Below are 14,202 nucleotides of genomic sequence, written 5' to 3' on the forward strand. Positions count from 1 at the left end.
TGGCGTAGACCAGGTGCTTGCCGTTGTGGACGACGTTGGTGAAGTCCTTGAGCGACGCCCAGCCCGATTTGGGGTTCGCCAGCGGGCCGGTCGAGGTCCAGCGGTAGCTCGTGGGGAGGTTGCACGTACCGGGCGACGTCGGCGTGGACGTCGGGTCCGGGTTTCCTCCGGAGCCGCTCCACTTCTGGTTGCTCTGCCCGTTGCAGGTCCACAGGGTGACCGCGGTGCCGTTGGCCGTACCGGCTCCGGTCACGTCCAGGCACAGGCCCGACTGCGTTCCCCTGATGGAGCCGTCGGCGTTCTGCTGCCACTTCTGGTTGGCCTGGCCGCTGCAGGACCAGATGACCACTTTCGTGCCCGGCGAGGTCCCCTGGCCGTAGGCGTCCACACACCGCGTGCCGCCGAGCGTCCGCAGCTCACCCGCGGAGGTGAACTCGAACGCCTGGTTCGCCTGACCGGTGCAGTCCCAGATCTGCAGGCTCGCGCCCAGAGCGTCGGTGTTGCCCGCCACGTCCAGGCACCGCCCCGACGCCGCGCTCACCAGCGGCGCCACCGCCGCCGAGGCCGGCGCCGACCAGGTGGCAACGGCCGCGATCACCGTCGTCAGCACCGTGGCCAGCACCGCCACGAGGCGCACGCCGGCACCGGCCGGCGAACGACGCCCGCCGCTCCTCACACGAATGGGGGGTGAATCCATTGTTCGCTCTCCTTGGGGGTGAGGGCGTGGCGAAGCTGGCCACACCAGGGAAAACCGCAGTGATCTCACTCGGGACGGATCTCTGGGCCTCCCCGCCGAGAGGCCGGCGGGCTCGCGGATCGTTTCCGCACGGCCCGGTTCGTCGTCGTTCACGGATGGAGTTCGAGACCCGCCGTGTCCTTCGGGACCTCGCCCTCGGCGGGGAAGGCCGATGGTGGGCGTGGTGACGAGTCCGGCCCCATCACCCGGCCTGCAGCCGCGGACCGCTTCCGATCATGGAACCCCCTTCCCAGGGCCACGAGTGTTAGCGCTCACATTTCCGCGACGCGAGGAGCCGCGTCCACAGTTGTTAATGGCGGATCAAACTAGGACTTACCGGGACGCGTCAAGAGAAAGATCGGGAGACCCCGCGACGCTTCGACCTCACGGAACGCACCCACCTGGCATTACCGGCCCGGCCCTCACCACGCGCGAGACGACCGGTGATGAAACTTTCAACCGAGTTCGCACCGGCGCCGCAGCGACCGCTACGTGTACATGACATGAGACGCGTCCGGTCTCCGCGTTCAGAGCCGTTCGGGCGGAAGGGCGGTCTCCGGGAGGGCGCCGGCTTCCGCGTGGATCACGCCCGCTTCATGCCGGTCCGCTTGAGCACGGACTGCGGACCTGTCGCAGTGATCAGTGACTTCGTCACCGGCCGAGGAAGCACGACAGGAGCCGCCTGAAGTCGTGCGGGTGCTCGAGCGCCGGCACGTGCCCGCATCGGCCGAGCACGTGCAGACGGACATCGGCCAGGTGTTCGAGCAGGGGCAGGGCCGCCGTCCCGAGCGGGGTGACCCGGTCCTCGGCGCCGTGGACGAGCAGCACGGGCGCGCGGATTCCCGCCAGCGTTCGCGCCGAGAGGGTGAGGTCGTCGGCCCAACGTGCCCTGGGTGGAGGGAACAACGACGCGAATGCGGCCGCCCCCGCCCGCATCGCAGCCGCCCGGGCGGCGACGGCCGACTCGGTCACGAGCGCTTGGTCGAGGACGAGGCGACTCAACATGTCCCGTGCCCCGACCGGGCCGGCGGGGGCGGCCCAGACCGCGTCGAGCTCGGCGGACAGCGGCGCTCCGGGGGCGCCCATCGTCGAGACCGCCACGACATGGGTGACCTGCCGGGGACGCGCGGCCGCCAACGCCAGCGCCACGGCACCGCCCATGGAGTGGCCCACCACCGCGTAGTACTCGACACCGAGAGCGTCCATCAGGCCCGCGGCCTGCTCCGTCCACAGCCGGAGCCCGCCCCTGGAGCCCTCCGGGATCGGCGTACGGCCGAACCCCGCCTGGTCAGGAGCCACCAGGCGCCAGGACGTGCCCAGCGCCTGTGCCGTCGTCGCCCAGGCGCCGGATCCGGTCGTACCGGGCCCGGAGCCGTGCAGCATCAGCACCGCGGGCCCGGTGCCGCTCTCCATGACGTGGACCGGGGAGCCGTCGACGGTGACGGTCCGAAGTGCCGTCACCGAGACAGGCCAGGTGTGCTCATGCCGACGCGGAGTCGACGGACTTCGAGAAGAGCTCCATCATGGCCCTGCCGAACTGCGGCATGTCGGGCCACCCCCGGCAGGAGACGAGGTTGCCGTCCACGACGTCGGGAGCGTCGATGACCGTCGCACCCGCGTTCTCCATGTCGCCGGTGATGGGGGGGAAGCACGCCGTCTTCCGGCCCTTCAGCAGCCCGTACACAGCCGGCACCTGCGCGCCGTGGCACACCAGCGCGATCGGGAGGTCGCGCGCGAAGAAGTGCTCGGTGATACGCCTGACGTCGGCGTCGACCCGGATCCACTCGGGGGCACGTCCCCCGGGAATGATGAGGGCGTCATAGCGCTCGACGTCGACCTCGGCCCAGGGCACGTCGACCGGCAGCTTCCGGCCGTTCTTCTCCACGTAGGCGTCGGAGTTGGGGTCGAACTCGTGGATGACCAGCTGAACGTCACGCATCGTCCTCGACGAGACGTCGACGTCCCAGCCGCCCTCCTGCACGCGATAGTAGGGATACATGGTGTCGAGCTCCTCGGCGGCGTCGCCGGTCAGGAGCAGCGCTCTGGGCACCTACTTCTCCTCGCATCTGAGGCGGGTGAGGTGGATCCAATCCGATCCGATCCGATTGAGTCAGCATTCCTTGGCCCAGCCCGCCCGTCAAGCCTCTGCCGCCATTCCGTCCGCGCCCTGGGCCTCGTCGAACAATCGCCGGAACCGCTCGCCGGACAGCAGGATGTGCCGGCGCATGGCGTAGGCGGCGGCGTCGGGGTCACGCGCGGCGATCGCGGCCAGAACCTCTTCGTGCTCGGCCATGGCCAGGTGGGTGACCTGGGTGTCGTGGAGGAGCCGGAACAGGTGCACGTGCGCGTGCAGGCGGGCGAGCGCTTCGCGGATGACCTGGTTCTCCGTGCTCAGGGCGACGAGATCGTGAAAAGCGGCGTCGCGCAGCCCGAACGCGCCATAGGCCATGGGCCCGTCGCCCCCCTCCAGCTCCGCCATCTCCTCCAGCATCCGCCGCAGACCGGCCACCTGCTTCGAGGATGCGCGTTCGGCGGATCTGCGCGCCGCCGCCGGCTCGAGGAGCAGACGGACCTCGAGCATGTCCTCGAATCGGTGACGGGTGATCTGGGGGGGAATGCGATAACCGGCATGGGGCACACGCACGACCAGGCCCTCGGCCTCCATGCGGTTCAGAGCGTCTCGGATCGGCGTCTGCGAGACCCCCAGCTCTCGCGCCAGGGCGTCGATCGTGACGCGGGAGCCGGGCTCGATCCGTAGCGACATCAGCTGTCCGAGCAGCGTGTCGTACACCTCGTCGGCGAGCCGGCCGCGAGATCTTCCCGGCGACGTTCCGCCTGTCACGGCCCCCTGGCGCCGCGCGATCACCGCTTCGTCGTCCATCGTGACACGAGGTCCTTTCTTGCGTCTTCGGGCACCTGCCGACATCGGCCGCAACGCTGCGGGATATTGACGCCCCTACTCAGATCGTATAGGAAAGGTGGCGGATGCCAGCCATCCTTCACCCATCGCGGAACCGTCCGCCATCGCTCCGCTTCGATCAGTTGGAGCTCCCATGAGCATGCTCGACGTCCTACTCGGGTCGCCACCGGGTCGCACAGGGACCGAAGGACTTCCCGACTGCCTGAAGCCCCATCGCGTCGCGGCGCACCCGTGACGCCGGTCCGCGGGTCAGCCCCTGCGACAGCCGGTGACGCGCCTGAACAACCCGGCAGCTGCTCGGCGAAGCACGCCGCGAGGCTCGGGAAGTCCCCACCCCCCAGAAAGCAGGCAAGAGGATGCGGTATCCACAGCGAATAGGACGAATATCCGTTCCCGGCCGAAAGGTGCAGCTGGCGACGGCGGCCATGTTGGTGGCCACGACCGTGGCGGCTTGCGGCGGTGACACGGAGGCGAGCGCTCCCAAGGCACCGGCGACCATTCCGGAGCTCACCAAGGACCCGCTGACCCTCAGCTTCATCTGGTTCGACTGGCCCCCCGCCCACGCGCTGGAGGACTTCGCGAACGCGGAGTACACCAAGGAGCGGCCGAATGTGACCATCAAGGTCAACACCGTGCCGAACGCCAACTGGCACGACGCGATGTTCACCCAGTTCGCAGCCCGCAAGACCGACTTCGACATCCCGATCCTGGACTCGCAACACATCGGCGAGGCCGTGACGAACGGCAACATCCTCGACATCACCGACTTCGTTAAGCAGAACATCGACGTCAAAGCCTACAACCCGTATCTCCTGGCGGCCTACGGCCAGTACCCCCAGGCGGAGACCGGGAAGCGCGACGAAAACGCCAGCCTGTACGGGCTGCCGCTGCTCGGCGACACCTGGACGATGATCTACCGCAAGGACCTGATCGGCGACAGGCCACCGCAGACCTGGGACGAAATGATCTCAGTCGCCGAGAAGTGCCAGGCGGACAACCCCGGCGTCAGCGGGCTGGCTTTCCACCAGGCCAACGGCTCCGACGCCGCGGCCGTGACCTACAACACGGTCAACGGCGTCTACGGCGGCAACCTCTGGGACCCCAAGACGCGCAAGATCGACGGCGTCATCAACGACGCGGCGGGCCAGGAGGCGATGGACGTCCTGGTCGGCAAGATGAAGCCGCTGACCGCCAAGGGCTCCGGCAACTGGTTCATCGACGAGGTGAACGCGGCGGTCGCCCAGGGCAAGGCATGCATCGCGTTCAACTGGATCGCCGCGAGCGGTGGCCTGCTCGACCCGAAGCAGTCGACGCTCGGCACCACGCGGGAGCAGATCCTCGACAAGCTGGGTTTCGCCACCCTGCCGAGCCAGAAGACGAACCTGGTGCCTCTTGGCGGCATGGGGATGCACGTGTCGGCCTACTCCCCCGAGGCGAACCAGGCGGAGGCCCTGAACTTCATGAAGTGGTTCGAGCAGGCTGACATCCAGAAGAAGTGGGCCGCGGCCGGTGGCGTGCCATCGCGTACGGACGCCCTGGAGTCGCCCGAGTTCCTCAATGCCGGGCCGTTCAACCAGGTGTACGCCGACTCGGTCACGCGGATGCGGGACATGTGGAACGTCCCCGAGTACGCGCGCCTCGTCGACATCGAGAACACCAACGTGAACGCGGCTCTCAACGGCGCGAAGAAGCCGGAGGAGGCGCTCGACGACATCGCCAGGGAGCAGCAGGGCGTGCTCGACTCCAGCAGCCGTAAGGGCGGCGGCGGGCTGTGAGTGAACCCGTCCCTCTGACGACCGATCACCCCGGGCGGGTGGCGTCCGCGACGCCGCCCGCACCGGGTCGGTCCCGCCGGTTGAGCGACCGCGGGCTCGCCGTGACCTTCATCTCCCCCGCGCTGCTGCTGTTGCTCGCGATGTCGGTGTTCCCGCTGCTGTGGGCGTTGTACCTGTCCTTCACCGACTACTCGGCCACCCGCGGGGGGTCGGCCCATTTCGTCTGGTTCGAGAACTACACCGCCATCCTGACTTCGGCGCAGGTCCACCTGAGGGCCCTGACGACGTTGATCTACGTGTGCGGCGCGGTCGCCCTGCAGACCGTGCTCGGTTTCGCCATCGCCTACCTGATCTCACGGCGCACGCACGGGCGAGGACTGCTGACCACCCTGTTCCTGGTTCCGATGATGCTGTCGCAGGTCGTGGTCGGGCTGTTCTGGCGGTTCATGCTCGACGCGCAGTTCGGCGTGATCAACAGCATGCTCGGCTCGCTCGGCCTGGGACAGGTGGAGTGGCTCACCCGGCAGCGAACGGCATTGATCTCCCTGATCGTGGTCGACACCTGGCAATGGACGCCGTTCATCATGCTCATCGCACTCGCGGGCCTCACCGCGGTCCCCAAGTACCTGTACGAGGCCGCCTCGATCGACCGGGCGTCCGAGTGGTTCCGGTTCCGCACCATCACTCTTCCGCTGGTGTGGCCGCTGCTCCTCATCGCCGTGTTGTTCAGGGCCATCGAGGCGTTCCGGCTGTTCGACCTCGTCTACATCCTCACCAGCGGAGGTCCCGGGGTCTCCACCGAGACGTTGTCGTTCCACGTCTACAAGGTCGCGTTCCTGGGCTTCAACACCGGAACCGCCTCGGCGTACGGGATCCTCATGGTCCTCGTCGTCATCGTCCTCACGCAGCTCTATCTGCGCTACTTGAACAAGCTCAAGGAGGACTGATGGCCGTCTCCGTCGACGAGGCCGTGTCCGCGGGTCCTGTCCGGGATCACACGCCCCCCACACGCCGCTTCGGCGGCCGGGGCCGCTCCGTGCTGGAGGTCACGCTACTGACCGTGCTGGCCGTCGTGATGCTCTTTCCGGTGCTGTGGATGATCGAGACGTCCATCAAGGAGAACCGGGACGTCTATGCCGTCCCGGCCAAGTTCTTCGACTTCAAGATCACTTTGGACCATTTCAAGGACGTGTTCGTCGCCTCCGGCGGCGGTCGCTCGGCCTTGTCCGTCGCGTTCCTCAACTCCGTCGTGGTGGCCGGGACATCCACGGTGCTGGCCACCGTGCTGGGGGTCCCGGCGGCCTGGGCCTACTCGCGCTTCGCCGTGAAGGCCAAGAAGGACCAACTGTTCTTCATCCTGTCCACCCGCTTCATGCCGCCCGTGGTGGTCGTGATCCCGATCTTCCTCATGTACCGGCAGGTCGGACTCATCGACACCAAGCTCGGCCTGATCCTCATCTACGCCGCGTTCAACGTCCCGTTCACGATCTGGATGATGAAGGGGTTCGTCGACGAGGTGCCCGCGGAGTACGAGGAGGCCGCCATGCTCGACGGCCACACCCGCTTGCAGGCGTTCCGGCGGTTCACCCTTCCCCTGCTCGTGCCAGGCATCGCCGCGACGGCGGTCTTCGCACTCATCTTCTCGTGGAACGAGTTCGTGTTCGCCATCTTCCTCACCTCCGGTGACACCGTGCGGACGGCCCCACCCGCCATCGCCGGCCTCATCGGTGGAACCACCGTGGACTGGGGTCTCGTGGCCGCCGCCTCCGTGGTGTTCGCCCTGCCGGTGCTCGTCTTCGCCTACCTGGTGCGCAAGCATCTCGTCGCCGGTGTGACGCTCGGGGCGGTGCGACGCTGATGGCGGGCATCGAGGTGACCGCCCTGCACAAGCGCTACCCGGACGGGACGGTCGCGGTCGAGCACGTTGACCTGTCCATCGGCGACGGCGAGCTGTTCGTGATGCTCGGCCCTTCGGGTTGCGGCAAGACGACCACACTGCGGGCCATAGCCGGCCTGGAGAGGCAGACGGCGGGCGACATCCGCATCGGCACCACGCTGGTCAACGACCTGCCGCCCCCCGAGCGCGACATCGCCATGGTGTTCCAGTTCTACGCTCTCTACCCGCATCTGAGAACCCGCGACAACCTGGCGTTCCCACTGCGGGCCGAGGGACTGCCCAGGTCGGAGGTGGACGAGCGGGTCGACGAGGCCGCCCGGCTGATGCGGCTCGGTCCGCTCCTGGACCGGCGGCCGCACCGGCTGTCCGGCGGGGAGCAGCAACGCGTCGCGCTCGCTCGCGCCCTGGTACGACGACCGCGCGCGTTCCTCATGGACGAACCTCTCACCAATCTGGACGCGGAGCTGAGGGCGGACATGCGTACGGAGATCAAGCACCTGCAGGGGGAGCTGGGGACGACGATGGTCTACGTCACCCACGACCAGGTCGAGGCGATGTCGCTCGGTCACAGGATCGCCATCCTCAACAAGGGCCGCGTCGAGCAGATCGGCACGCCGCTGGAAGTCTACGACCGTCCGGCGAGTCTTTTCTGCGCCGCGTTCATCGGCTCCCCGCCGATGAACCTGATCGGGGTGGAGGTGGCCGACGGGAAGCTGCGCGGTCAGGGCGGACTGGTCCTCACGCCACCGCCAGGCCTGCCGCGCGACAGTCGCCTGGTCGCAGGAGTCCGGCCGGAGGCGCTGGAAGTCACGGAACCAGGGGCGGAACGTTCGGTCCCGGCCCGCGTGGTCTCGGCGGAGTGGCTGGGCGACGAGATCATCTACGTGGTCGACCACGGCGGCCGGCACGACGTACGGGTTCGGATGCCACCGACCGTCCGTTTCGCCACTGACGCATCGGTCGGGCTGCGGCACACCGGCGGGCCCCCGCCGGTCTACGACGCGAGCACGGAAGAACTGGTGGCCTGATGGGAACCGTGGCGGTGCACGGGCTGTGCAAGTCCTTCGGCAAGGTCCAGGCCCTGGACGGGGTGACGCTGGACGTGCCGGACGGCTCGTTCTTCGTCGTGCTCGGGCCCTCCGGGGCAGGCAAGACGACGACCCTCCGGGCGATCGCCGGTCTTGAGAGGCTTGACGCCGGGTCGGTGCGTCTGGACGGGAGGGACGCGACCGGTGACACCCCGGCCGCACGCGACCTGGCCATGGTCTTCCAGAGCTACGCCCTCTACCCGCGACACACGGTGTACGAGAACATCGCTTCGCCGCTGCGGGCACGCCGCCGTTCTTCGAGCGAGGTCGCCGCCGCCGTCGAGCGGATGTCGGACCTGCTGCACATCGAACGTCTGCTGCAGCGTCGTCCCGCGCAGTTGTCGGGCGGTGAGATGCAGCGTGTCGCCCTGGCCCGGGCGCTGGTCCGCCGCCCGCGCGCGTTTCTCATGGACGAGCCGCTGACGAACCTCGACCTCAAGCTCCGCGTCGAGATGCGCACCGAGCTCACCCGCATCCACCGGAGCCTCGGGGGGACCTTCGTCTACGTGACCAACGACCAGGTCGAGGCCCTGGCCATGGCCGACCAGGTCGCGGTCCTCAAGGAGGGGAAGGTGCAACAGGTCGGAACACCGGCCGAGGTGTACGAGCGTCCGGCCAACCAGTGGGTCGCGGGCTTCGTCGGGAGCCCGCCGATCAGCCTGCTCGCCTGCCGCGCCGAGGGAGATCGTCTGGTCGGGGCGGAAGGCTGGACGCTGCCGCGGCCCCGCTGGACCACGGCTGAGGACGGTCGTCCGCTGCTGCTGGGCCTGCGCGCGGAGGACCTGTCCGTCGAGCGGCGTGGGAACGCGTCGTTGCCGGGTGAGCTCTACGGCCTTGAGCCGCTCGGTGACCGAACGGTGGTCGACGTGCAGGTGGGGGCGGAGATCCTCAAGGTCAAGGCACGACCCACCGTCACCGGTACGCCGGGCGAGCGACTGCTCGTCACGGTCGACCTGGACCGCGCGCACCTGTTCGACGCGGCCACCGGGCTGGCGCTGTCCGAGGCCGGGAGGTGACCGCGCAGGACGGCGACGTCGAACCAGGAACATCACAGGAGGCGACGCGATGAGTGACCCGATGAACGTCCTGGCCCCCGAGCACCGGCGGCTCCGGATCGGCGACGCCTGGCGCGACGCCGCCGACGGAGCCACCTTCGTCGTCGAGGACCCGGCCACCGGCAGGACCATCGCCGAGGTGGCGGACGCCGACGTCGTCGATGGGCTCGCCGCTCTGGACGTGGCGAGCAAGGCGATGGCGGAGTGGGGGGCGACCCCGCCGCGAAAACGGTCGGAGTTGTTGACCGCGACGTACCGGGCACTGACCGGGCGATCCGAGGAGGTCGCCCGGCTGATAACGCTCGAGATGGGCAAGCCGCTCGCCGAGGCTCGGGGGGAGGTGGCCTACGGCGCCGAGTTCTTCCGTTGGTTCGCCGAGGAGGCGGTGCGCGTCGAGGGGCGCTACAACACCGCTCCCGCCGGTGGATATCGCATCCTCACCGTGCCGAAGCCGGTCGGACCGTGCGTCTTCGTGACGCCCTGGAACTTCCCGTTGGCCATGGGCGCCCGCAAGATCGCTCCTGCGCTGGCGGCGGGCTGCACGACGATCACCAAGCCGGCGGCCCAGACGCCGCTCACCATGCTGTTGCTGGCCCGCATCATGGAGGAGGTCGGTGTTCCCCCGGGCGTCGTCAACGTCGTGACGACCGAGCGTGCCGGCGAGGTGGTCTCAGCGCTGCTGGCCGACCGCCGGACCCGCAAGCTTTCGTTCACCGGGTCGACCGAGGTCGGGCGCGTGCTGCTACGACAGGCGGCGGACAACGTGCTGCGCACCTCCATGGAACTGGGCGGCAACGCGGCCCTGATCGTGTGTGCCGACGCGGACCTGGACGTCGCACTCGACGGTGCCATGGTGGCCAAGATGCGCAACATCGGGGAGTCCTGCATCGCGGCCAACCGGATCTACGTCGAGGAGCCGGTGCGCGAGGAGTTCACGGCGCGCTTCGCCGAGCGGATGGGCGCGCTCTCGGTGGGCCATGGTCTCGACGACGGCGTGGACGTCGGGGCGTTGATCGACGAGGCCGCGGTCACCAAGATCGACGAGCTCGTCGCCGACGCGGTCGATCGCGGCGCCCGTGTCCTGACAGGCGGCGAGCGTCCGGATGGGCCGGGCCACTTCTACCCGCCCACGGTCCTCGCCGACGTTCCCGAAGACGCGCGGATACTGGAGGCGGAGATCTTCGGCCCGGTGGCGCCGATCATCTCGTTCACGTCCGACGACGAGGTGATGGCGAAGGCCAACGACACCGAGCACGGCCTGGTCGGATACGTCTTCACCCGTGACCTCCGGCGGGCACTCCGGTTCACCGAGGGGCTGGAGACGGGGATGATCGGCGTCAACCGTGGTCTGATCTCGGACCCGTCGGCTCCGTTCGGAGGCGTGAAGCAGTCCGGGATCGGCAAGGAGGGGTCGCACGAGGGCATCCTCGAGTACCTCGACGTCACCTACGCGGCGATCGACCTACCGTGACCGGCCTGCCGCTCCGGGTGCCCGCCGAGGGTCACCGCGTCCGGGAGCCCGGCGCGCGCCCGCGCCACCCGGCAGCCGACCCTGCCGACGCCGTCCCGGTCTCGCAGGTGACCCGGACGTCCGCCCAGCGAATCACCGCCGACGTTCCAGGGAGGCACCGACATGCTTGAGACCGTCCGCGGACCACGCCAGCTGATAGTGGGCGAAGGGGTCGCGCAGAACATCCCCCGGGTGGTGGCCGAGTGCGGCTCGCGAGTCCTCATCGTGACCGACCGGGTTCTTCTGGGGCAGCCGGGCGTGGCCGAGATCGTGGCCGCCGTGCGGGAGAAGGCCGAAGTCGTCGGGGTGTTCGCCGACGCGACTCCGGATGTGCCACTCGCCGATGTCGCCCTGGCCGTCTCGGTCGCCGCGGAGGTGGACGCCGACGTGATCCTCGCCATCGGGGGTGGCACGGTGATCGACCTGGCCAAGATCGTCGGCGTCATCCGGTGCCACGGTGGGACGCCGCGCGACTTCTACGGCGAGTCGAAGGTGCCTGGGCCGACGATTCCCCTCGTCGCGGTCCCGACGACGTCAGGCACCGGCTCCGAACTCACGCCCGTCTCGGTGCTGACCGACCCGGACCGCGAGCTGAAGGTGGGAGTCTCCAGCGTCCACATCGTGCCCGACTTCGCCATCGTCGACCCCGAGCTCACCTACACCTGCCCTGCGGCCGTCACCGCCCACTCCGGCATCGACGCGTTCTGTCACGCGGTGGAGAGCTACACCGCGCGACCACGGGTCCACGGACCGCGCGACCCGGTGGAGCAGGTCTTCCTCGGCCGCAACCCGATCACCGATCACTACGCGCTCCTGGCCGCGGAGCGGATCGCCCGCAGCCTGCCCCGTGTCGTCAAGGACGGAGGCGACAAGGACGCGCGCGCGGACATGTCCTATGGGTCCATGCTGGCCGGGCTCGCATTTTCCCACGCGGGCAACGCGGCTCCGCACGCCCTCCAGTACCCCATCGGCGCGGCCACCCACACACCGCACGGCCTGGGCGTCGGGCTGCTGCTGCCCTACGCGCTGGACGCGGCCAAGGGTGCCATCGGCGACCGGTTGACCGTCCTCGCCGGGGTGTGCGGGCTCGACGTGACCGGCGCCTCGGAGGCCGAGGCCGCAGATACGTTCCTCACCTGGCTCGACGGGCTCCTCGCCGACATCGGCATCCCTGCCACCTTGGCGGACATCGGCGTGGCACGCGCCGACCTCCCGCGCTTCGCGGAGATGGCGGGTGGCGTCACCCGCCTGATCCAGAACCATCCAGGCCCGACCGACACCGCCAGCCTGACCGCGATCCTCGAAGCGGCCTGGATCGGGGACCGGACCCGGCACGTCCCGGCTCCGGAGCGGAGACGGTGACGGGCCTTTCACATGACGACGGGTTCTTGGCTTCACGCAGTGGTTCGGGGCCGGTCAGGCCAGCGGTCGATCCCGGTCGGATTCGGCCGAGGCGCGAGGAGGGGCCGGGCTGTCACCGGCTCGGTCCAGCCACTCCGACAGCAGGGCGCGCTCGGTGTCGGTGAGCGTTGTGAGCCTCGGTACGACGGCCCGGAACGCGATGGCGGCCGCGACCGGGCTGTCCGCGGCGAGCGTGGGCGTCTCGGTGAGTATCGATCGAGTCACCGCCTCGTACATCGCGTCCGCGACGTCGAGGTCCCGGTGTTGCGGCGGGGTGGCGAGCAAGGTGAGCACGGTCCCGGTCCCGGCGGCGTGGATGAGGTCGACGGCACGCTTTTCCGGGACCCTGAGCCGGCCGATCGCCGCCACGCGGTGCACCCGGGCGCGAAGAACCTCCAGGCCGGCGGCCGACGCCGGTGAACGAGCCCCGCGAACGGGGTCGGCGAGGAGACCGAACAGCGCCGGGTTGGCGAGACCGAAGCCGATATGGGCGTCCCATCCCGCCCGAAGATCCGCGATCGGATCACCGCCGGCCTCGATGAGGTTCTTCCCGGCGACGTAGGTGGCGAAGACGTGTTCGGCGACGGCGTCGAGCAGCGCGTCCTTGTCTTCGAAGAACCGGTAGATGGTCGGCGCCTGCACTCCGGCCGCCTGCGCGACCGCGCGAGTGGTGACCGCGCTCGCGCCCTGTTCCCGCAGGAGGCGCGCCGCGCACTCCACGATGTTCGCTCGCGTCTTGTGCCTACCAGCGTTGTCCGCTCTGACCTCTGCCACGCTTCCAACGATAACGCACCCTTGCTATCTAGGTTATTAACAGTGATAGCATCTTTTTGTTTCCATCGTTATCAGACGAAGAGGCAGACCATGATCATCATTACCGGCGCCACCGGCCGGCTCGGCTCTCAGATCGTCGACCGGCTGCTCACCCGGGTCCCGGCGGACGGGGTCGGCGTGAGCGTCCGCGACACCGGCCGTGCCGCCGGCCTGGCCGGGCGCGGGGTACGCGTACGTCACGGCGACTTCATCGACCCCGGCTCACTCACCCACGCGTTCGAGGGCGCGACGCAGGTGCTCATCGTCTCGACGGACCGGGCGGGCGAAGAGGCGGTCGCCCAGCACATCGCGGCGATCGACGCCGCCCACGACGCCGGAGCCCGGCGCATCCTCTACACGAGCCACCAGGGCGCCGCCGAGGATTCGCTCTTCGCGCCGATGCCCGACCACGCCGCCACCGAGCACCACCTGTCGAAGACGGGAACCCCGTTCACGGCGCTGCGCAACGGGTTCTACGCCGACACCGTCCGGCATCTGCTCGGCCGGGCCCTCGAGACCGGCGAACTCGTCGCGCCGGCCGATGGGCCCATATCCTGGACCACGCATTCCGACCTCGCCGAAGCGGCGGCGATCATCCTCGCGGACCCGGGCCGATTCGACGGTCCGACTCCGCCGCTCACCGCACCGGAAGCGCTCGATCTGGCCGACATCGCCGGCATCGCCACCGAACTCACCGGGCGCGCCATCCGCCGCGTCGTCGCCGACGACGCGGCGTGGACGGCCACGATGATCGGCAACGGTGTGCCCGAGGATCAGGCGAACATGCTGCTCGGCATGTTCCGCGCGGCACGCCGAGGGGAATTCGCCGCCACCGGACCAGAACTCGAGAACCTCCTCCAGCACCCGGCCACGTCGGTCCATTCGGTGCTGAAGGGACTCACCACGCAACCATGATCGAGACCTTGTGCCGATGCCACCGTTGACGGCACGCGAATTCGCAGCCCCGGGACCCGCGTCTCACGGATCAGGCTTCGCCGGAGACCAGA

14 protein-coding genes are annotated in these 14,202 nt (G+C 69.1%); 8 read left to right on the forward strand and 6 right to left on the reverse strand.

Features of this window, described 5'->3' with window-relative positions; translation table 11 throughout:
• From AB0D67_RS22070 to AB0D67_RS22085, 4 genes are all read right to left on the reverse strand, one after another.
• Positions 1 to 637: lectin (locus tag AB0D67_RS22070; RefSeq protein ID WP_362938638.1), on the reverse strand; the 637-nt coding region annotated here is incomplete at its 3' end.
• Between the two features lie 750 nt (positions 638 to 1,387).
• Positions 1,388 to 2,197 carry an alpha/beta hydrolase gene (locus tag AB0D67_RS22075; RefSeq protein ID WP_362938641.1) on the reverse strand — a complete coding sequence of 270 codons (810 nt, stop codon included), beginning with the start codon at positions 2,195 to 2,197 and terminating at the stop codon, positions 1,388 to 1,390.
• A 19-nt stretch (positions 2,198 to 2,216) separates the two neighbouring features.
• Positions 2,217 to 2,786 carry a DJ-1/PfpI family protein gene (locus AB0D67_RS22080; RefSeq protein ID WP_362938644.1) on the reverse strand — a complete coding sequence of 190 codons (570 nt, stop codon included), beginning with the start codon at positions 2,784 to 2,786 and terminating at the stop codon, positions 2,217 to 2,219.
• An 87-nt stretch (positions 2,787 to 2,873) separates the two neighbouring features.
• The gene (locus AB0D67_RS22085) at positions 2,874 to 3,617 is read right to left on the reverse strand and encodes a GntR family transcriptional regulator (RefSeq protein ID WP_362938647.1); all 744 of its coding nucleotides are present in this window, start codon (positions 3,615 to 3,617) and stop codon (positions 2,874 to 2,876) included.
• A 443-nt stretch (positions 3,618 to 4,060) separates the two neighbouring features.
• Between AB0D67_RS22085 and AB0D67_RS22090 the strand changes: the two genes are divergently transcribed.
• From AB0D67_RS22090 to AB0D67_RS22115, 6 genes are all read left to right on the forward strand, one after another.
• Positions 4,061 to 5,431, forward strand: coding sequence for an extracellular solute-binding protein (locus tag AB0D67_RS22090; RefSeq protein ID WP_362938650.1), 1,371 nt, complete (start codon positions 4,061 to 4,063; stop codon positions 5,429 to 5,431).
• Positions 5,432 to 5,511: 80 nt separating this feature from the next.
• Entirely contained in the window at positions 5,512 to 6,378 is an 867-nt protein-coding gene (locus AB0D67_RS22095; RefSeq protein ID WP_362938653.1) for a sugar ABC transporter permease, read from the forward strand.
• Positions 6,378 to 7,289: a carbohydrate ABC transporter permease gene (locus AB0D67_RS22100; protein WP_362938656.1), complete on the forward strand. Its 912-nt coding sequence runs from the start codon at positions 6,378 to 6,380 to the stop codon at positions 7,287 to 7,289. Before AB0D67_RS22095 ends, AB0D67_RS22100 begins: the two co-directional genes overlap by 1 nt.
• Complete coding sequence (locus tag AB0D67_RS22105; RefSeq protein WP_362938659.1) at positions 7,289 to 8,356, forward strand: ABC transporter ATP-binding protein; 1,068 nt, start codon at positions 7,289 to 7,291, stop codon at positions 8,354 to 8,356. The genes AB0D67_RS22100 and AB0D67_RS22105 overlap by 1 nt, the downstream gene beginning before the upstream one ends.
• Positions 8,356 to 9,432, forward strand: a complete 1,077-nt coding sequence (locus AB0D67_RS22110) for an ABC transporter ATP-binding protein (protein WP_362938662.1) — start codon at positions 8,356 to 8,358, stop codon at positions 9,430 to 9,432. Before AB0D67_RS22105 ends, AB0D67_RS22110 begins: the two co-directional genes overlap by 1 nt.
• Before the next feature lie 49 nt (positions 9,433 to 9,481).
• The gene (locus AB0D67_RS22115; RefSeq protein WP_362938665.1) at positions 9,482 to 10,942 is read left to right on the forward strand and encodes an NAD-dependent succinate-semialdehyde dehydrogenase; all 1,461 of its coding nucleotides are present in this window, start codon (positions 9,482 to 9,484) and stop codon (positions 10,940 to 10,942) included.
• On the opposite strand, the gene AB0D67_RS22120 is transcribed toward AB0D67_RS22115, so the two are convergent.
• A complete protein-coding gene (locus AB0D67_RS22120; RefSeq protein ID WP_362938668.1) occupies positions 10,918 to 11,106 on the reverse strand; it encodes a hypothetical protein in 189 nt (62 codons plus the stop codon). The two genes, AB0D67_RS22115 and AB0D67_RS22120, sit on opposite strands and share 25 nt — an antisense overlap.
• Here AB0D67_RS22120 and AB0D67_RS22125 point away from each other — a divergent pair.
• A complete protein-coding gene (locus AB0D67_RS22125) occupies positions 11,105 to 12,343 on the forward strand; it encodes an iron-containing alcohol dehydrogenase (RefSeq protein ID WP_362938671.1) in 1,239 nt (412 codons plus the stop codon). The genes AB0D67_RS22120 and AB0D67_RS22125 overlap by 2 nt on opposite strands.
• A 54-nt stretch (positions 12,344 to 12,397) precedes the next feature.
• Here AB0D67_RS22125 and AB0D67_RS22130 read toward each other — a convergent pair whose 3' ends face one another.
• Positions 12,398 to 13,156, reverse strand: a complete 759-nt coding sequence (locus AB0D67_RS22130; RefSeq protein ID WP_362938674.1) for a TetR/AcrR family transcriptional regulator — start codon at positions 13,154 to 13,156, stop codon at positions 12,398 to 12,400.
• 21 nt (positions 13,157 to 13,177) lie between these two features.
• Between AB0D67_RS22130 and AB0D67_RS22135 the strand changes: the two genes are divergently transcribed.
• Positions 13,178 to 14,110 carry an NAD(P)H-binding protein gene (locus tag AB0D67_RS22135; protein ID WP_362938677.1) on the forward strand — a complete coding sequence of 311 codons (933 nt, stop codon included), beginning with the start codon at positions 13,178 to 13,180 and terminating at the stop codon, positions 14,108 to 14,110.
• Positions 14,111 to 14,202: the final 92 nt, after the last annotated feature.

Origin of the sequence: Streptosporangium sp. NPDC048047 (genome assembly GCF_040653115.1) — a bacterium.
Taxonomy (GTDB): domain Bacteria; phylum Actinomycetota; class Actinomycetes; order Streptosporangiales; family Streptosporangiaceae; genus Streptosporangium.

What these genes read in the sequence shown, in the direction of transcription:
- AB0D67_RS22115 (WP_362938665.1), top strand. Translation starts at nt 9,482, where the DNA reads ATGAGTGACCCGATGAACGTCCTGGCCCCCGAGCACCGGCGGCTCCGG.
- AB0D67_RS22125 (WP_362938671.1), top strand. Translation starts at nt 11,105, where the DNA reads ATGCTTGAGACCGTCCGCGGACCACGCCAGCTGATAGTGGGCGAAGGG.
- AB0D67_RS22085 (WP_362938647.1), bottom strand. Translation starts at nt 3,617, where the DNA reads ATGGACGACGAAGCGGTGATCGCGCGGCGCCAGGGGGCCGTGACAGGC.
- AB0D67_RS22105 (WP_362938659.1), top strand. Translation starts at nt 7,289, where the DNA reads ATGGCGGGCATCGAGGTGACCGCCCTGCACAAGCGCTACCCGGACGGG.
- AB0D67_RS22120 (WP_362938668.1), bottom strand. Translation starts at nt 11,106, where the DNA reads ATGTCGGTGCCTCCCTGGAACGTCGGCGGTGATTCGCTGGGCGGACGT.
- AB0D67_RS22100 (WP_362938656.1), top strand. Translation starts at nt 6,378, where the DNA reads ATGGCCGTCTCCGTCGACGAGGCCGTGTCCGCGGGTCCTGTCCGGGAT.
- AB0D67_RS22110 (WP_362938662.1), top strand. Translation starts at nt 8,356, where the DNA reads ATGGGAACCGTGGCGGTGCACGGGCTGTGCAAGTCCTTCGGCAAGGTC.